Origin of the sequence: Candidatus Tumulicola sp. (assembly GCA_036490475.1) — a bacterium.
GTDB lineage: Bacteria > Vulcanimicrobiota > Vulcanimicrobiia > Vulcanimicrobiales > Vulcanimicrobiaceae > Tumulicola.
This window is the reverse complement of the sequence record DASXDT010000005.1, coordinates 461,851-478,755: the sequence shown is the minus strand read 5'-3', so window position 1 is coordinate 478,755 and position 16,905 is coordinate 461,851. Positions and strand designations below refer to the sequence as shown.

The 16,905-nt window shown below is 62.9% G+C and carries 19 protein-coding genes and 4 tRNA genes; 20 read left to right on the top strand and 3 right to left on the bottom strand.

The features are described 5' to 3' along the window. Positions 1-24 precede the first annotated feature (24 nt). From VGF98_05870 to VGF98_05855, 4 genes are read left to right on the top strand one after another with little or no spacing between them, the layout of a single operon-like run. Positions 25-1,077 carry a PASTA domain-containing protein gene (locus VGF98_05870; GenBank protein ID HEY1681139.1) on the top strand — a complete coding sequence of 351 codons (1,053 nt, stop codon included), beginning with the start codon at positions 25-27 and terminating at the stop codon, positions 1,075-1,077. Next, positions 1,074-1,733: a ribulose-phosphate 3-epimerase gene (rpe, locus tag VGF98_05865; protein HEY1681138.1), complete on the top strand. Its 660-nt coding sequence runs from the start codon at positions 1,074-1,076 to the stop codon at positions 1,731-1,733. The genes VGF98_05870 and rpe overlap by 4 nt, the downstream gene beginning before the upstream one ends. After that, positions 1,730-2,746, top strand: a complete 1,017-nt coding sequence (gene thiL / locus VGF98_05860) for a thiamine-phosphate kinase (protein HEY1681137.1) — start codon at positions 1,730-1,732, stop codon at positions 2,744-2,746. Before rpe ends, thiL begins: the two co-directional genes overlap by 4 nt. Then, the gene (locus VGF98_05855; GenBank protein HEY1681136.1) at positions 2,743-3,171 is read left to right on the top strand and encodes a hypothetical protein; all 429 of its coding nucleotides are present in this window, start codon (positions 2,743-2,745) and stop codon (positions 3,169-3,171) included. The genes thiL and VGF98_05855 overlap by 4 nt, the downstream gene beginning before the upstream one ends. On the opposite strand, the gene rpmB is transcribed toward VGF98_05855, so the two are convergent. Continuing rightward, positions 3,168-3,359 (bottom strand): 50S ribosomal protein L28, encoded by a 192-nt coding sequence (gene rpmB, locus VGF98_05850; GenBank protein ID HEY1681135.1) that lies wholly within the window; start codon positions 3,357-3,359, stop codon positions 3,168-3,170. The genes VGF98_05855 and rpmB overlap by 4 nt on opposite strands. Before the next feature lie 141 nt (positions 3,360-3,500). Between rpmB and VGF98_05845 the strand changes: the two genes are divergently transcribed. The 12 genes from VGF98_05845 (at position 3,501) to sigH (ending at position 14,575) form a co-directional block, all read left to right on the top strand. Then, entirely contained in the window at positions 3,501-5,090 is a 1,590-nt protein-coding gene (locus VGF98_05845) for a DAK2 domain-containing protein (protein ID HEY1681134.1), read from the top strand. Beyond that, positions 5,083-6,099 carry a phosphate acyltransferase PlsX gene (plsX, locus tag VGF98_05840; protein HEY1681133.1) on the top strand — a complete coding sequence of 339 codons (1,017 nt, stop codon included), beginning with the start codon at positions 5,083-5,085 and terminating at the stop codon, positions 6,097-6,099. The genes VGF98_05845 and plsX overlap by 8 nt, the downstream gene beginning before the upstream one ends. Before the next feature lies 1 nt (position 6,100). Continuing rightward, positions 6,101-6,952 (top strand): DegV family protein, encoded by an 852-nt coding sequence (locus VGF98_05835; protein ID HEY1681132.1) that lies wholly within the window; start codon positions 6,101-6,103, stop codon positions 6,950-6,952. An 8-nt stretch (positions 6,953-6,960) separates the two neighbouring features. Continuing rightward, positions 6,961-8,079 (top strand): radical SAM family heme chaperone HemW, encoded by a 1,119-nt coding sequence (hemW, locus tag VGF98_05830; GenBank protein ID HEY1681131.1) that lies wholly within the window; start codon positions 6,961-6,963, stop codon positions 8,077-8,079. A gap of 2 nt (positions 8,080-8,081) precedes the next feature. Continuing rightward, positions 8,082-9,182, top strand: coding sequence for a TRAM domain-containing protein (locus VGF98_05825; protein HEY1681130.1), 1,101 nt, complete (start codon positions 8,082-8,084; stop codon positions 9,180-9,182). After that, on the top strand, positions 9,068-9,874 hold the full coding sequence (gene ispD / locus VGF98_05820; protein ID HEY1681129.1) for a 2-C-methyl-D-erythritol 4-phosphate cytidylyltransferase: 807 nt from the start codon (positions 9,068-9,070) through the stop codon (positions 9,872-9,874). Before VGF98_05825 ends, ispD begins: the two co-directional genes overlap by 115 nt. Next, positions 9,865-10,359, top strand: coding sequence for a 2-C-methyl-D-erythritol 2,4-cyclodiphosphate synthase (gene ispF / locus VGF98_05815; protein ID HEY1681128.1), 495 nt, complete (start codon positions 9,865-9,867; stop codon positions 10,357-10,359). Before ispD ends, ispF begins: the two co-directional genes overlap by 10 nt. Continuing rightward, positions 10,356-10,940: a hypothetical protein gene (locus VGF98_05810; protein ID HEY1681127.1), complete on the top strand. Its 585-nt coding sequence runs from the start codon at positions 10,356-10,358 to the stop codon at positions 10,938-10,940. The genes ispF and VGF98_05810 overlap by 4 nt, the downstream gene beginning before the upstream one ends. A gap of 12 nt (positions 10,941-10,952) precedes the next feature. Beyond that, the gene (gene cysE, locus VGF98_05805) at positions 10,953-11,633 is read left to right on the top strand and encodes a serine O-acetyltransferase (protein HEY1681126.1); all 681 of its coding nucleotides are present in this window, start codon (positions 10,953-10,955) and stop codon (positions 11,631-11,633) included. Next, entirely contained in the window at positions 11,615-13,081 is a 1,467-nt protein-coding gene (gene cysS / locus VGF98_05800) for a cysteine--tRNA ligase (GenBank protein ID HEY1681125.1), read from the top strand. Before cysE ends, cysS begins: the two co-directional genes overlap by 19 nt. After that, positions 13,063-13,860 (top strand): 23S rRNA (guanosine(2251)-2'-O)-methyltransferase RlmB, encoded by a 798-nt coding sequence (gene rlmB, locus VGF98_05795; protein ID HEY1681124.1) that lies wholly within the window; start codon positions 13,063-13,065, stop codon positions 13,858-13,860. Before cysS ends, rlmB begins: the two co-directional genes overlap by 19 nt. 73 nt (positions 13,861-13,933) lie before the next feature. Further along, positions 13,934-14,575 carry an RNA polymerase sporulation sigma factor SigH gene (gene sigH, locus VGF98_05790; protein ID HEY1681123.1) on the top strand — a complete coding sequence of 214 codons (642 nt, stop codon included), beginning with the start codon at positions 13,934-13,936 and terminating at the stop codon, positions 14,573-14,575. Positions 14,576-14,645: 70 nt separating this feature from the next. On the opposite strand, the gene VGF98_05785 is transcribed toward sigH, so the two are convergent. Then, positions 14,646-14,727 (bottom strand) — tRNA-Thr (locus VGF98_05785). A 37-nt stretch (positions 14,728-14,764) separates the two neighbouring features. Continuing rightward, positions 14,765-15,916, bottom strand: coding sequence for a hypothetical protein (locus VGF98_05780; protein ID HEY1681122.1), 1,152 nt, complete (start codon positions 15,914-15,916; stop codon positions 14,765-14,767). A 172-nt stretch (positions 15,917-16,088) separates the two neighbouring features. On the opposite strand from VGF98_05780, the gene VGF98_05775 reads away from it, so the two are divergent. The 4 genes from VGF98_05775 to VGF98_05760 all read left to right on the top strand — a co-directional run bounded on the left by VGF98_05775 (position 16,089) and on the right by VGF98_05760 (position 16,895). Beyond that, positions 16,089-16,176, top strand: a tRNA-Tyr gene (locus VGF98_05775). A 7-nt stretch (positions 16,177-16,183) separates the two neighbouring features. Next, a tRNA-Gly gene (locus VGF98_05770) sits at positions 16,184-16,257 on the top strand. A 5-nt stretch (positions 16,258-16,262) separates the two neighbouring features. After that, positions 16,263-16,337: transfer RNA gene (locus tag VGF98_05765), tRNA-Thr, on the top strand. Positions 16,338-16,358: 21 nt separating this feature from the next. After that, the gene (locus tag VGF98_05760; protein HEY1681121.1) at positions 16,359-16,895 is read left to right on the top strand and encodes a lipocalin-like domain-containing protein; all 537 of its coding nucleotides are present in this window, start codon (positions 16,359-16,361) and stop codon (positions 16,893-16,895) included. Positions 16,896-16,905 lie beyond the last annotated feature (10 nt).

Sequence of the window (16,905 nt, the reverse complement as noted above, 5' to 3'; positions counted from 1 at the left end):
GAGCAGCGCGAGTCGACGCGCCGCTTGGGATCCCGCGACTGGATTTTCAGCGTCGTGCTGGCGATTTTCGTTGCGGTCGTGGTGTGGTTCGCCCGGCAGATTCACGATTTCTTGATTCCGCCATCGACGGCCGTCACGATCCCATCGTTCGTCGGGCAAACGCTCACCGATGCCAACGCGGAGATTGGGCGGCTCAAACTCTCGTCGTCGGTGGTCGATCACACCACCAGCGATCGCTACCCGAAGGGCGTCGTCATCATGCAACGGCCGTCGGCCGGCGATCAGGCCCGCGAAGGGCGCCAGATTTCGTTCGTGGTTAGCGACGGAATCGTCAATCGATTGATGCCGGATCTGCGCTATCAATCGATGCGCGAAGTGCAGTTAGACCTGTCGCGCTCGCGTTTGAAAATTGGCAAGATCACGTACGCAAAAAGCGACATCGTCCCAGAAGCGCACGTGGTTTCGCAGAACCCGGTGCCGCTGACCGACGTCGACGATGGCGATTCGGTCGATCTCGTCGTCAGCCGCGGAGGCCTTTCTGCCCTGCAGGTTCCAACGTTTACAGGCTTGACGATCGACGATGCGCGCGACCTCGCAACGCGTTCCGGTATCAAACTCGGACAAATCGTTTGGACGCCGTTGGGGCCTTCCGGTCCGCCGCACGGCGCGGTCGTGCGGCAAATTCCGGCTCCAAATTCCAAGATCGCGTCGTTCGAACCGGTCTCGTTGCAGGTGAGCGCAGGGCCGTTCGAATCGGGCTACGTGTTACGTCAAGTCCGATTGCTGGTGTCGGTGCCGCCGGCCGGAAACGACGCCGCTTCGCAGCCGGTCGACTTGCGGCTAACCGTGACCGACGCAACCGGTAAATACGATTTGTTTCGCGCGTTCGCCCAGCCCGGCCAGAAACTTGACTTCAACGTTACTGCGGTTGGAACGTCGGTGGTGGACATGTACGTGAACGATCAACTCGTGGCAGAGCAACGGCTGGGAAGAGAGCCAGCAGTGGTCTACGGCAAGAAAGCGGTGACGCCGAAGCCATCGGGATCGCCGCGCGCCGTGCCGTCGAGTTCGCCGTGAGCCGGGTCCGTATCGCGCCTTCGCTCTTGTCGGCGGATTTCTCGCGCATTGCCGAGCAAATCACGTCGGTGGTCGACGCCGGCGCAGAATTTCTGCATCTCGACGTGATGGATGGCCGGTTCGTTCCGAACATCACGTGGGGGCCGAAGATCGTCGGCGACCTGCGTAAACTCAGCACCGCGGTGTTCGACGCCCATTTGATGATCGTCGAACCGGAGCGGTACGTGGACGATTTTCGCGCGGCCGGTTGCGATCGCATCACGTTCCATTTGGAAGCGACCTGGCACGCACAGCGTCTGCTGACGCACATCCGGTCGTTGGGTGCTAAGGCGGGCATTTCGCTCTGTCCGCAAACGCCGGTCGCGATGCTCGAAGACATCGTCGACGATTGCGACACGGTGCTCATCATGAGCGTTAATCCGGGCTTTTCGGGACAGTCGTTCATTCCGCGATCGCTGGAAAAAATTCGCCAGGCGCGCGAACTCATCGATCGCCGCGGGTCGGCGGCGTTGATCGAAGTCGATGGCGGCGTCGGACGCTCGAACGTTCGCGAAGTCGCCGAAGCGGGAGCGGACGCGATCGTCATGGGATCGGCCGTGTTCGATGCGCCCGATCCGGGCGCCGAAGTGCGCTACCTCCGCTCGCTGTTGCCGTGACGGCGCTCGAACGCCCGGCGCAATTGCGCGCGGTGCGTGAGGACGACATCGTTGGCGCGATCGCAACGTTGCTCGGAGGCGGACGCATCCGCGCCGTTCGAATCGGCATCGGCGACGACGCGGCCGTTTGGCAGCCGTCGCGTTCGCATCGCAGCGTGATAACGACCGACATGCTGGTCGAAGGCGTGCATTTCGCACAACATTTGATGTCGTTGAACGACGCCGGCTGGCGGTCGATGTCGGCCAACGTTAGCGACGTCGCTGCGATGGGTGCGCGTCCGGTTCTGGCGACGGTCGCTCTGGGCGTTCCCGAGACGGCCGGAGTGGACGACGTGCTGGAGCTGTACGATGGATTGTCTCAGGCGGCGCGTGCCGCTACGATCGCGATCGTTGGCGGCGACTTGTCGCGCGCTCCGGTGTGGACCGTCGCGATCGCCGCGACCGGCGAGGTGCGTCCATCGAATTTGAAAACCCGCGGCGGCGGCGGACCGGGATGCGTGTTGTGCGTTACCGGCGCGCTGGGCGCCGCACGCGCCGGACTCGATGCAGCCCGCGGAGCGGTCGCGCTTTCCGATGCGCAAGCCAAGCGCGCGCTCGATGCGTTCCGGCGGCCGCAAGCACGCGTGGCCGAGGGCCGATTCTTTGGCGCCGATCGGGCCGTGGCGGCCATGATGGACCTGTCGGACGGGCTCTCGACCGACGTCGCGCGTTTGGCGCGTGCATCCGGCTGCGGCGCGAACATCGAGGACGTTCCCGTCGATCCGTCCGCTCGGACAGCGGCCGAGAGCCTACAAGTCGACCCGCGGCGCTACGCGCTGGCGGGCGGGGAAGAGTTCGAGCTGTTGCTGGCGGTTCGCGCACGAGCGTATCGCCGGCTGGCGGAGCGTTTCGAAAGGCGGTTCGGCCGGGCGCTGCACCGCATTGGAACGCTTCGTGACGATCCGTCGGTCGAGTTCGAGGGCGCGCCGCTGTCCGCTGACGGTTGGGACCATTTCGCGAACGTGACGGCGTGACCGAGATACGAATCGGCCCCGAAGATGGCGCGCACGTGGCGATCGTCGCCGGCGGCTATGCGACACCGCAGGTTGCGGCACCGCATGGTCTGGATGTACTGGAGTGTGCGGCGCGCGTCCGGGCGGGCCCGATGCGTGGCGACTTCGACCTGCGTATTCGCGAACGCGATCTGCGCGCGTTACGAATTTATCTGTCGCGGATTAACTCCGGCAACGGGCCGCAGGCGTCGTTTTCATTGGCGGGTGGATTGTTTACGCTCTCGTTCGCGCCGACCCGGCGGGGACCGGTTTTGTGCGCCGCGCTCATCAAGAGCATCGAGGCGTCACACGCGCGCTTGGAATTCATGATAACCCTCGAGCCGCGCGATATCACCCACGCGTTGGGCGGCTTTGAGGGATTCCCGGCTGAGGAAGAAGCCGATTAGGCTTTGCGCGTCACGCGGCGCGAACGCAGACACGACGTGCACACTTTGACGGTGCGATGCGTGCCCTGCTCGTCGACTTTGACCGACTGTAAATTCGGCAGCCAGCGGCGACGCGTCTTATTCATGGCGTGACTGACGTTATTACCGGCCATGGGGCCTTTGCCGCAGACTTCACAACGCTTTGCCATGGAAGAGATTCCTTTATCGGTTCGATGAGATAAATGTCGTAACAGTCGGAGCGACGGGCGCTCGAGCACAACCTCCGGATGGTATCACGCCCGGGCGCGCCGAGCAAGGATTCTTTTCCGGCCTCCGAAAGACGGCCCGCCGTGGACGTAACCGCCTTAGACGGCCGCGGGTTCGCAAAGTTCCTGGCCGCGGGTGCCTACTTCCTCAGGAAATACCGGCCGGTCCTGAACGACCTCAACGTCTTTCCCGTTCCGGACGGCGACACTGGGACCAATATGTATCTCACGCTGCGCTCCGCCTCGCTGGCGGCCGGGAACGGCCGTGGTGAGCCGCTCGGCAAGGTGGCAGCGCGTGCCGCCGAGGGCAGCCTGATGGGTGCCCGCGGCAACTCCGGCGTCATTACGTCGCAGATGCTGCGCGGCTTTGCCCACCACGTGCGCAATCGCACCGAGATCGACACGTTCATGATGGCTACCGGCATGCGCGAGGGCGTGGCGGCGGCGCGCAACGCGCTGGTGCGCCCGGTCGAGGGAACGATTATTTCGGTGGCCGACGCGGCGGCCGAAGCCGCCTATCACGCCGCGCTGCACGAACCGGACTTTTACCGGCTGCTGACCTCGGTGCTGCGCACCGCAAACGAAGCGCTCGACCGGACGCCGGAGCAATTGCCGATGTTGGCCGAAGCCGGAGTGGTCGATGCCGGCGGAGCGGGTTTTGTCTATTTCCTCGAGGGCATTCTCCGCTTCTTGCCCGACGAGCGCGTGCGCGCCACCGCGTTTCCGCGGCGCCCGAGCGGACGCGGAGCGTTTACACCGTCGCAGCACGTGGGCGAGAACAAGTATTGCACCGAGTTCGTCCTCGAATCCGCGACTATCGCGCCGCTCGAACTGCGGCGCTTGCTCGAACCGCGTGGCGAATCGTTGTTAGTGGTCGGCGCGATACCCACGATCAAGGTCCACGTGCACACCGACGATCCCGAGCGCGTGCAAGAGATCGCGCGCAAACACGGCACGTTGACGCGAGTGAAAGTCGACGATATGGAACGCCAGCATACGCTGCTGGTGACCGACGAACCACCTCCAGCGCGGTCGGTCGTCGCCGTCGTCCCGGGCGAAGGCTTTGCGCGGATCGTACGAGAGCTGGGCGCCGAAGTCGTGGTGCAAGGTGTGAAAACGCCGAGCGTTCGCGACTTGCTCCTGGCGGTTAACAAGTGCTTGAGCGATGACGTGATTCTGTTCGTGAACGATGCCAACGCGGTGCTGCCGGCGCGCGAGGTTCCGAGCCTCACCGGCAAGCGCGTTCGCATCGTGCCAACCGGTGACGTCGTCGAAGGCATCGCCGGTTTGTTCGCGCTGCAATCCTCTCCCCACGGCATTCCGGACGAGCAGACGCTGACCGCCGCCTCTCGGCGCGTTTCGTCAGCGCGGGTGTTTTTCGCCGGCAAAGACTCAACCATCGAGGGCGTCAGCGTTCGCAACGGTAAGCCGGCAGGATGGTACGACGGCGGTCTGATCGCGGCCGACTCGGTCGCTGAGGTGGCGTTGGAAACGTTGGCCCGTATGGGAGCGGCTCGCGGTGGGCTGGTGACCCTCTACTACGGCAACGCGCAGCGCGAAAAAGACGCGCGAAAATTGGCCGCCGAAGTGCAGGCAACATTTCCGGACGCGAGTGTCGAATACTACTACGGCGGTATGAAGCACGCCGAATATTGGTTGTCGCTGGATGAGTAAGCGTCCGCGCATCGCGGTCGACGCGATGGGGGGCGACCATGCCCCCGAAGAGATCGTTGCCGGTGCCGTCATGGCGGCCGTCGAGGCGGGCGCCGACATTCTGGTCGTCGGCGACGAGGAACGCGTGCGGCCGCTTCTGCAGGGTCCGGGCGCCGATCTCATTCAAGTCGTCCACGCCCCGGAATCCGTTCCTATGGATCAGCACGCGTCGGCTGCGCTGCGTTCGGCAGAACGCACGTCGCTGGGTGTCGCGGTGGATCTGGTCAAACGCGGGGAGGCCGACGCCGTAGTATCGGCCGGAAACAGCGGCGCATTTCTGGCCATCGCTTTGATCAAATTGCGCACGATCGTCGGAATATCGCGACCGGCCATCGCGACCGTGTGGCCCGCTTTGAACGGGCCGACCGTGCTGCTGGACTCGGGAGCCAACGTCGATTGCCGGCCGGAATGGCTCGAACAGTTCGGGATCATGGGCTCGGCATACGCGCGCGCCGTCCTCAACGTCCCAAATCCGCGGGTCGCGGTATTGTCGGTCGGCGAGGAGCGCAGCAAAGGCAATCAACTCGCGCTCGAAGCGGCCAAACTGCTTGAGATGGCTCCGGTCAACTTCATCGGCAACGTCGAAGGCCGGCACTTGTTTCACAACATCGCCGATGTGATCGTCACCGACGGCTTCGTCGGCAACGTCGTGTTGAAAGTCGGCGAAGGCATGATCGGCGATCTGGCCGACGTCATGCGCGAAACGCTCCTCGGCGGCAACCTGATTACCAAACTCGGAACGGCAATGCTCGCGCCGGCATTACACGGACTGCGACAACGTTTCGATTACGATACCTACGGCGGCGCGCCGCTGCTCGGATTGCGCGGCAACTGCATCGTCGCACACGGGCGCGCCAGCCGGCGCGCGATCAAACACGCGACGATGGCGGCGGTGCAAGAAGTCGAACACGACGTCATCGGCAAGATCAGCGACATGATGGTCGCCGGACACGGGGCGCTCGAAGCCTAGCGTGGCGGTCGCGATCGTCACCGACTCAACCTCCGATATCGATCCCGCAACGGCGTCTGCCGCCGGGATCGCCGTCGTTCCGCTCTTCGTCGTCTTCGGCGATCGTAGCTACCGCGATTACGTCGACCTATCGCGCGAAGAATTTTATCGCATGTTGCAAACGCAAGCGGTGCTACCGACGACTTCTCAACCGACGTCTGCGATGTTCGAATCCGTCTTCGCGCCGGTAGCCGAAGCCGGCGACGACATCCTGTGCATCACGATCTCGTCGCAGCTTTCCGGAACGCTAAACTCCGCAAAAGCGGCGGCGGGTTCGTTTCCGCAATCGCGTATCGTTGCGTACGATTCGCAAAGCGTCGCGGGCGGTTTAGGAATGATGGTGCTGTACGCTCGAGAGTTGGCCGGCGCCGGCGCGACGATCGACGAGATCGTGGCCGCGTTGGATCGCTGGCGTGCGTCGCAGCGATTGTACGCCTTGATTGCGGACCTCTCGCACCTGCAGCGTACCGGGCGCATCGGACGCGCACGCGCAGCGTTGGGTACGCTCATGAAAGTCGTCCCGGTGCTTGCGCTTAAAGAAGGTTCGATCGTCGCCGAAGCGCAGGTGCGCACGTTCGCACGTGCTCGCGAGACCGCACTCGACCTCATGATGGGCGCCGTTTCAAATCCCAACGAAGCGCGCTTCGCGATCGTCCATGTCGGCGCGCCGGAACTGGCCGAATCGGTCGTGGCGCAGCTACGCGAACGGTTGAATGGCGTGACGCCGGCCAAACTCGACGTCTGGGAAGCCGGTCCGGTTATTGCGACGCATGGTGGCCTAGGCGCGCTGGGCTACTGCGTCGCGCAACCGTAAGGCCCGGCATGCCGGGCGTCTACGTACACCTACCGTTCTGTCCGTATCTTTGCCCGTATTGCGATTTTGCGAAGTGGCCGTGGCGGGCGACGCGCGCTCGCCGCTACCTCGACGCGCTGTATCGCGAGATCGACCGCGCGCCGGCCGAACGCGCGACGACGCTATTTCTGGGCGGCGGAACGCCGAACGCGTATGCAGCCGATGATGTCGTCGAACTCCTACACCGGCTGACGCAGCGCTTCGGTCCGTTCGGCGAAGCCTCGATCGAAGTCAATCCCGAACTCGTCGTCGAGGGAGATTTCGAGGCCTATCATTCGGCCGGTATCACGCGCGTGTCGATCGGAGTCCAGTCCTTCGAGGCGGGCGAGATCGCGACGCTCGGGCGCAAGCACGATGTTAACGATGTCGTGCAGGCAGTGCGGCAGGCGCGCGATGCCCGAATCGAAAGCGTTTCCCTGGACTTGATGTTCGCCGTGCCCGGTCAGTCGCCCGAAAGTTGGCGACGATCGTTGCGAGCGGGGATCGCAACCGGCGTCGACCACGTATCGTGTTACGGGCTGACGGTCGAAGCGGGAACGCCGTTCGAACGTTGGTTGGAACGCGAACCCAGAGCGTTTTTCGACGACACCGCGGAGGCGGAATTGTATCAAATCGCGATCGACGAGCTAGCGGTCGCCGGATTCGAGCACTACGAGATCAGCAACTTCGCCCGGCCCGGCCACCGCTGCGCCCACAATCAGAACTATTGGGCCAACGGCGGGTATCTAGGACTGGGAGTCGGGGCGGCGTCCTATCGCGGGGGCGTGCGCCGGACGGCGACGCGCTCGTTCGATGAATACGTCGAAGCGTTGGAACGAGACGGAGAAGTGCCGGCCGACAGCGAGTGCCTTACCGGTTTCCGCCGCGCCGGCGAGGCCATCATGTTGGCCCTGCGGACTTCCGATGGCGTGGCGTTCGAGGATTTCCGACGACGCTATGGGGTAGACGTAGAGCGACACTACGCCTCGATCCTGACCCGCTACGCGGGCGACGGCCTGCTCGAGCGGGCCGCCGGCGGCATGCGGTTAACGGAGCGGGGACGGTTTTTGGCAAACGAAGTCTGTGGAGCGTTCGTAACATTCGACTGACGATGACACTACCCGGGACGCTGCTGCGAGCGGCGTTCATCGTAGCCTTTGGAGTGACCGGCTTTTTGCTGGGTCGCGAGGTCTACGAGCATATACTGGCGCCGCACTTCGCCAACGAGGGCCTGCAACTGACGCTACTGATCGGTTCGCCAGTCGTCGGTGCGGTGCTCGGTGCTCTCCTGGCGCCGTTCGCTCACAGCCTGTTCGAGGGCGAGCTGGAATCGGCCGAGCGCGCCATGGACCGTTTTTCACCGGCCGAAATCGCCGGCGGTGCGGGGGGCTTGATCGTCGGCTTGATCGTCGCGTTTTTGATCAAGAGCATCGTCTTCGAAATCGTTTCGGGCATGGGAAAATCCGGCACCTACATCGCGATCGTACTGTATCTCATCGTAACGATTTTCGCGGCCTATTTGGGCACGCGGATCGGGGCGAAGATTCGCATCGTCCCGGTGCCTCCGGTGCCGGTGGCTACGGCATCGGACGTCGCGCCCAAGCTGGTGGACACGTCGTCGATCGTCGACGGACGGATCGTCGAGATCGTCGAGGCCGGTTTTTTAGATGGGCGATTGATCGTGCCGCGCTTCGTGGTGCGCGAGTTGCAAGCCATCTCAGATTCGGTCGACGCGCTCAAACGTGCGCGCGGCCGGCGCGGATTCGATGTGTTGACCCGGTTGCAAGAAATCGCAGCGGTCGAAATTTCGGAACGCGATTACGACGATATGGGCGCGGGCAACGTCGATGCGCGATTGGTGCGTCTGGCGCAAGAGCTCAACGCGAAACTGATTACCAACGATTACAATCTCAACCGGATGGCGCGCGTTGAAGGCATCGGTTCGCTCAACGTCAACGAGCTGGCCGAAGCGGTAAAGCCGGTCGTGCTTCCGGGTGAAGAAATGCACGTCGCAGTGATCCGCGAGGGGAAAGAGCCGCATCAAGGCGTCGGCTACCTCGAAGACGGCACGATGATCGTAGTCGAACACGGACGCCGATTGATCGGCGAAGAGGTCGACGTGATCGTGACGAGCGTATTGCAAACCGTCGCCGGACGAATGATCTTCGCGCGCGCCAAACGAGACGGGGGCTACGAATCGAAGCGTCCGTAGCGCGTTGGGCGGCGGTCGTCGTTGCTGCCGGAAGCGGAACGCGTTTTGGTACGCCCAAGCAATTTTGGGATCTCGCCGGCTTGCCGATGGCGGGCTGGTCGATCGAAACGTTTGCCGGCATGCCTGAGGTCGGAGCCCTCGTCGTCGCCACCGAACCCGTGTGGCTCGACCGAATGCGAGAACTCTGCAATCGGATCGCCGCAGACCGCGACGTGCGCATCGTTGCGGGGGGAGCCACTCGCCAGCAAAGCGTGTATCGCGCCCTGGCAGCCGTACCCGCGAACTGCGACGGCGTCTTCGTCCACGACGGAGCCCGCCCACTGATTCGTGCGGAAGACGTGCGCGCCGGCATGCAGATGGTGCGACCCGGCCGCGGAGCCCTGTTGGCGGCTCCGGTGGTCGACACGGTCAAGGTGGTCGACGAAAACGGCCGCATCGTGCAAACGCTGGATCGCGAACAATTGCGGGCGGCCCAAACGCCGCAGTTTGCGTGGAGCGACGATTTGCGACGCGCCCACCAACACGCGCTCGAAAACGAATTGCAGGCAACCGACGACGCGATGCTGCTCGAAGCGATCGGGCTCGACGTCTTCGCCGTTGTGGCGAGTGACGAAAACTTCAAGGTCACGGTGCCGGCCGACGCGTCGCGCGCCGCAGCCGTGCTGTCGGAGCGTCGCCGCTCGTGCGATTAACGCGCGCCGGACACGGTTTCGATGCCCACCCGCTGGTCGAAGGACGCGCGTTGATGCTGGGCGGCGTCCACGTTCCGTTCGAACGCGGTGCGCTCGGACATTCGGACGCCGACGTGCTGGCGCACGCGATCTCGGATGCGCTGCTCGGCGCGGCGTGCCTCGGCGACCTCGGCGGAACGTTTCCGGCCGGTGACGAGCGTTGGAAAGATGCCGACTCGATGTTGATGCTGCAATCGTGCGCGCAGACGTTGCGCAAGGCCGGCTTCGACCCAGTGAACGTGGACGCGACGGTGGTCGTCGATCGTCCGAAGCTCGCGCCGTTCGTCGCCCAGATGCGCGCCAACGTCGCTTCGCGCATCGGCTTGGCCATCGACGACGTGAGCATAAAAGCAAAAAGCAGCGAAGGCCTGGGCTACACCGGGGACGGCAGCGGCATTTGTGCCTACGCGGTCGCTTCCGTTTTGGCTCCGGATCGTTCGATATGAATCTATCCGCCGAAGATCTGACGGCAGCGATGCAGCGTTGGGGCGTTCTCGAAGAATCGGTACCCGATGCGGCGCGCCGCTGGATCGATTCGTTCCTCGTTGCATACGGAGACGGTTTGACGACGGCAGAACAAGCACGTCCTGCGGTAGAAGCGCTGCGTGCCGAAGCGTGTATGATTCCGGCGCTCGAACTCGAGCGGTTGCGCTCCCGCGACGTGCTATTTTTTCTGGATTCGGTCGGTCAGTACGTCGATCATCAGCCGGAATTACGCGATCTGCCCCTAGAGCACGACTTGGCGGCGATCGCCGACGAGTTCGGCTTGTCCTTGGCGGACGCGCGATCGACCGTACGCATGGCGCTGACGGGAACGACCGACGGACCGCCGCTGGAACTGCTGTTTCCGTTGCTCGGGCACGACCGAATCCTGATGCGGGTCGGCGCGGTCAATTCCAAGCTGCTACATGGGCGCGGCCTCAAGCCGATCGAGCGAGGGCCGGATGGCGCGCCGTTCGCGCCGATCCGAGGGCGGGGTGCGCCTTCGGACGCAGACCGGAATCCAGCCGTTGACGGGCCGGGTTAGACTAAATCGAGTATGTCGCAGATTTGGGACACGCTGCGAGGCGACTTGGAAGCTCCACTCATGCGCGATCCGGCGGCCCGCGGGCCGCTCGACGTTCTGTTGTCGTATCCGGGGTTCCATGCCGTCGTAGCTCATCGTTTCATCTATAGGATACGAAGCGTTCCGGTGTTGCCGCGCTTCCTCTCGCAAATCGTCCGCTTTCTGACCGGCGTCGAGATCCATCCGAGCGCGAAGATCGGACACGGCGTTTTTATCGATCACGGCATGGGCGTCGTGATCGGCGAGACCGCCGAGATCGGCGAGGGCTGCACGATCTATCAGGGCGTCACGTTGGGCGGTACGAGTCTCACACACGGGAAGCGCCATCCGACCTTAGGGCGCAATGTCGTGGTCGGCGTCAACGCTGCAGTGCTGGGCGCGATCGTTCTAGGTGACAACGTAAAAGTCGGCGGCGGATCGATCGTCGTCAAAGACGTGCCGGCGAATGCAACCGTCGTGGGCGTCCCGGCGCGCATCGTCGCACAAGATGGCAAGCCCGTGCGAGTTGTTTCGGACCGGCCGCGAGTGGAAATGCCGGACGTGACGATGGACGCGATTTCGCGACTGCAACGCACCGTCGAAACGCTCGAACGGCGGATCGACGAGCTCGAAGGAAACGAACGCTCGGATGAAGCTTGGAGCTGGGTAATCTGAAACTCTATAATTCACGGACGCGAACGGTCGAAACGTTCGCGCCGCTCCGCGACGGCCAAGCCCGGATCTACGTTTGCGGTCTCACGCCGTCGGCGCGGGCACACCTTGGACACGCGCGCTCGTTTCTTTTTTTCGATCTGTTGCGGCGGTATCTAACCCATCGCGGGTACGCGGTGACGTACGTGCAAAACGTCACCGACATCGACGATCGAAGCATCGCCGAAGGCAACGCAAACGGCGAAGATTATCACGCAATCATCGATCGCAACTACGCCGATTTTAAAGCGTCGATGCGCAAGCTGGGCGTGATGGAGTTCGATCAGGAGCCGTATGCGACGCACTACATCGCCGAGATCCAAGCGGCGATCGAAGGGTTGATCGCGGCGAATCACGCTTACGTTGCGCGCGACGGAATCTATTACCGGGTGTCGTCGTTCGCACGCTACGGGGCGCTTTCGAATCGCAACATCGGCGAGCTCGAGTCCGGCGCACGCGTCGAAGTCGACGAAGCAAAAGACGATCCGCTCGATTTCGCGCTATGGAAATTTGCCAAGCCGCGCGAGCCCAAATGGCCGTTCGCGCCGTACGGCGACGGACGTCCCGGATGGCACATCGAGTGCTCGGCGATGTCGCGGGCGTTGCTGGACCCGGAAGGGCTGGGATTCGACATTCACGGCGGCGGAGCCGATTTGATTTTTCCGCATCACGAGAACGAGATCGCGCAGAGCGAACCGTTAATGCCGCATCCGCCGATGGCCAATATGTGGCTCCACGGCGGGCTGTTATTGTTCGAAAACAAGAAAATGTCGAAGTCGCTAGGCAACTACGAACCGCTATCGGACTTGCTCGAACGGCACGATCCGCTGGCCATCCGGTTATCGTTGTTGCAAACCAGTTACTCGAAGGTCAAGAACTTTACCGAAGAGTCCGTCGGTGCGGCGGCCGTGACGTTGCGCCAAGTGAAGAAGGCCTATCGTTTGCTAATGGCCGCGGGCAAACCGGAACCGACGGATCTGCATGCGACCGGCTACGTGCAGCGCGTCGAGGCCGAACTCGACGAAGACATGAACACGTCCGCGGCGCTGGCGGTAATCTTGGACTTTGCCTCCAATGCCGAAGCGACCGCAGCCAGAGCCGGTTCGGCGTCGACCGCCTATGAGTTCGCCTATCTGTTGACGCTGATCGGTCTCGCACCCGACGATCGCTGGCTCAACGAAGCGCCGATCGAACTGCCGTCGGATTTGATCGACCGACTTCCATCCGACCTCTTGGCGCTCGTCGATGGGGCGTCGCGCCAGGCTGCGGTCGAGCGCATCGTTGTATTACGAAGCCGAGCGCGGGCGGATAAGAACTGGGCGGAGTCGGATCGACTGCGCGACGTGCTCGCGATGTGCGGCGTCGTGCTCAAAGATTCGAAGGACGGAACGACGTGGACCGCCGCGGGATAAACCGGCGCCGCCTTCCCCGGCCGCCGTTCGACCTGGACGACGCGCTGTACGGGATTCATACCGTCGCCGAGGCGCTGGCCGCCGGCGAACGCCTCCGCGAGCTGCACGTGGCCGAAGACCGGCGACGGGATCCGGCCGTGCGCGATCTTTTAGCCCGAGCGGCCGAGGAGGACCTCGAGGTCGCGTTCGAACCGCGCGAGTTCTTTACGCGCATCCCGTTTCGCGCCCACCAAGGCGTTGTGGCGCTGGCGGAGCCGTTCGCCTACGCAACGCTCGACCAAGTGCTGGCGCAGCGTAAGCGAGACGAGCCGTCGTTGTTCGTCGTGCTGGATCACCTGACCGACCCGCATAACGTCGGGGCGATTCTGCGAACGGCGGAGTGTGCCGGGGCGAATGCGATGATTTTGCCCGACCGGCGGTCGGCCAGCATCAATGCGACCGTGCGCAAAGCCGCCGCCGGCGCAGCCGCCCGGGTCCCCGTCGCCCGAGTCGGCAATCTAGCGGTTGCCGTTCGGACCCTCAAGAAGGCCGGCATCTGGGTGGTGGGAGCCGACGCCGGCGCGCCCACCGCCATGAACGAGGGTGATCTGGATCGCGATTTGGCGATCGTCGTGGGCGCCGAGGGCGACGGCCTCTCGCAGTTGGTCCGCCGGGAGTGCGATTATTTGCTGCGGATCCCGATGAAAGGCAAGCTTGGGTCGCTTAATGCGTCGGTTGCGACCGGTATCTTGCTGTTCGAGACCCTGCGCCAGCGGCGACAGGCGGTACGAGCGACATAGTTGACGATGGAGGGGGGGCCTCCTATACTATCCTTTGACACGATCCCCGGAAGGTAGACAAATAAACATGGCAATGACCCAGCCCGTTTCGGATGGACTGGACTATCACGAGCGCGTCGACGAGGACCTCGTCGCGATCGCCAAAACGGGCGACAACCTCGCGATGGAATATTTACTGAACAAGTATAAAAATTTCGTCCGTATAAAGGCCAAGAGCTATTTTTTGATCGGTGCAGACCGCGAAGACATCATTCAGGAAGGCATGATCGGCCTGTACAAGGCCGTGCGCGATTTCAAAGCCGACAAGCTTTCGAGTTTCCGCGCGTTCGCCGAACTGTGCATCACGCGACAAATTATTACCGCGATCAAAACCGCGACCCGTCAGAAACACATTCCGCTCAATCAGTACATCTCGCTGAACAAGCCGATCTACGATGAGGACAGCGAACGCACGCTACTCGACGTCATGGCGTCGCAGAAGACGTCGGATCCCGAAGAGTTGGTCGTCACGCAAGAAGTGTCCGACGACATTCGCCAGCGTATCCGGCAGAATCTATCGGAGCTCGAATCGCAAGTGCTCGAATCGTATCTGGAAGGCAAAAGCTACCAGGAGATGGCGCGCGATCTGGGACGCCACGTGAAGTCGATCGATAATGCGTTGCAGCGCGTTAAGCGCAAGATCGAAAAAAATCTCGCCGAATTCGAATTTCAGTAACGATGAAATAGCTCGTATGTCACGGTCGTTGTAACGAAACGTCTCCAATATGCTGGAGACGTTTTTCGTTAGCCGACGGCCGGATTCGAACCGGCGATGCCTTTCGGACGTGATTACAAATCACGCGCCTTCAACCGCTCAGCCACGTCGGCGTACGGCCGCCGTCTTCACACTTGTGGGGAGCGACCCCTACCGAACGACGGTCCAATCGATCAAGCGATACTCTTCGCCGGTCGCCGTTACGGTCATAACACCATCGCCGAAACGGTCGGCATCGATTGCAGCGACACGCGATCGAGCGTCGGTGAGAACGGCTTGCACGCGGCGCTCGCCTCGCGCTCCGGGCGTTGCTGAATCCGTCCACACATCGAAGCGGTAACCGCCGCTCATCGACGCCGCCGGAACACGCAGCGCTGCCAGCCGGCCGTTGCGGAAGACGGCCTCCGCGGCCATTTTAAACGTGCCGCTCAACGTGCCGCCGGTGAGTGCGTATGCCGGATGGGCGATCGGGCAGGTGGGTTGCAGCGTTCCTCCAGCGATCGATAACGATCCGATCGGCCCGACGTACAGCCTGCCGATTTGACTCGACGAAACGACGGTCCGGCCACGCAAGGGTGAGATGACCCGTTGTGCGGTTTGATCCATCGATGCGCTTTGCCAGCCGAACGTTGCATCGAGCGATGGAATTCCGGCAGCGTCGTAGCCGGCGGATGCATCGCACCGTCTCGGGGAGCCGCGTAATGCGATTTCCTCGGATCCCGACACGGACTGTAGCCGGCTTCCCACGGTTAAGCGGGTCGACGTCGTCAAGATGAATCCGTCGCTTGCGATCGGCTGTCCGGTCGGAGCGAAAATGGCGTTGGTGATCACGGTAACGCTATCGCGCAGCGCGACTGGAGCGATCGTATCGCGAGCGTAGATCCAGGTCGATCGATCGATGGTCTCGCTGTCGCCGGACGCGTTACGCCGCACGTACACGCTGACGCGCGCCGGGTTGGTACAACGACGGTCGTAATATTGCGCGACTTCCTGCGAGTCAGGATCTCCACTGCGATCGGGTACGAACGACTCGACGCCGTCGTGGCAGACATCGTTCGGAACGGCAGCCGTTGCGGGCAGCGGCCAGAAGCCGTCGCCGTCGGAGAGGCTGCGTAACGGAGCGCCGAAGGCATTCGCGGCATTGAGCGCGATGGCCGTGACGTCGGAATCGGTCGTGCTGTGCGCCACGATTGCGGCTGCGTCGCCGACCGTTTCGTCGCCGGGAGCGGCTTGCAAGGCTTGCATAGGAAAATGGTGCCCGGTGCACGCGCCAAACGCGAGCACCGCACTCAGTGCGATCAACCGACACCGGGCTAGTATCCGCACTTCTCCTTGCGTACGTCGACGTACGTCCGTATTGCGCGTCGTGTGCCGACTGCCTCGCGACACGGGTGAGATGTTGGTGAGAGCACGGGTTTTTTCGTTCTTTCGAGGACTCCGGTCGCGCAATAGCGTAGCCTGGTGAGCGATTCGTGGGTAGGTGGCCGAGTGGTTAATGGCGCCAGGCTGTAAACTTGGTGTGCGAAAGCGCTACGCTGGTTCGAATCCAGCCCTGCCCACCATGATACCGCGGGCGTTGCATAGTGGTAATGCCCTTGCCTTCCAAGCAAGAGTCGCGGGTTCGATTCCCGCCGCCCGCTCCAACACCGCCGTTGTAGCTCAGTGGTAGAGCACCCCCTTGGTAAGGGGGAGGTCACGAGTTCAATCCTCGTCAACGGCTCCATTTAACCGTCGAGGATCTCGCATGCAGCTATCACGCAAGCGCCTATTCGCTACAGCCGCGTCATTTGGCGTCGCGACCGCCGCCGCGAGCATCGTCCGAGCGACCGCCGCTCCTGCAGCCGTCGCGCCGGCAATGGCCGCGCCGCCGGCAGCATTGATCGGCGCGTGGGCGCTCGAGACGTTCGTGATCGACGAACCAGGCGGGACGCAGAAACCGCGATTCGGTCCAAATCCGGTTGGCTATCTGATCTACACGGCCGACGGGCGTATGTCGGCCACGCTCATGGGCGTCCATCGGGCCGCGCTGCCGGCGCCGGACGGATCGTCGTCGAGCCGTCAGGACATCACCGAATCGCTCGCCAACTTTCTGTCGTACGCCGGCCGGTTCGAAATACGTGGCGATCGCGTCTTTCATCACGTCGAAGTTAGCGTCTTTACAAACTTGGTGGGGACGACGCTCGAGCGCCAGTTTACGCTAACCGGCAACACGCTGACGATTCGTACGCTACCGCCCGAGATTTGGGGCAGTTCGAACCGTTTGGTGTGGCGTAAAGCCTGACGCGATAAGC

Excerpts from the sequence above, each read along its gene's own strand:
- VGF98_05810 (HEY1681127.1), top strand. The coding sequence starts at position 10,356 with ATGAATCTATCCGCCGAAGATCTGACGGCAGCGATGCAGCGTTGGGGC.
- VGF98_05760 (HEY1681121.1), top strand. The coding sequence starts at position 16,359 with ATGCAGCTATCACGCAAGCGCCTATTCGCTACAGCCGCGTCATTTGGC.
- plsX (HEY1681133.1), top strand. The coding sequence starts at position 5,083 with ATGAGTAAGCGTCCGCGCATCGCGGTCGACGCGATGGGGGGCGACCAT.
- rpmB (HEY1681135.1), bottom strand. The coding sequence starts at position 3,359 with ATGGCAAAGCGTTGTGAAGTCTGCGGCAAAGGCCCCATGGCCGGTAAT.
- cysE (HEY1681126.1), top strand. The coding sequence starts at position 10,953 with ATGTCGCAGATTTGGGACACGCTGCGAGGCGACTTGGAAGCTCCACTC.
- sigH (HEY1681123.1), top strand. The coding sequence starts at position 13,934 with ATGACCCAGCCCGTTTCGGATGGACTGGACTATCACGAGCGCGTCGAC.
- VGF98_05825 (HEY1681130.1), top strand. The coding sequence starts at position 8,082 with ATGACACTACCCGGGACGCTGCTGCGAGCGGCGTTCATCGTAGCCTTT.
- hemW (HEY1681131.1), top strand. The coding sequence starts at position 6,961 with ATGCCGGGCGTCTACGTACACCTACCGTTCTGTCCGTATCTTTGCCCG.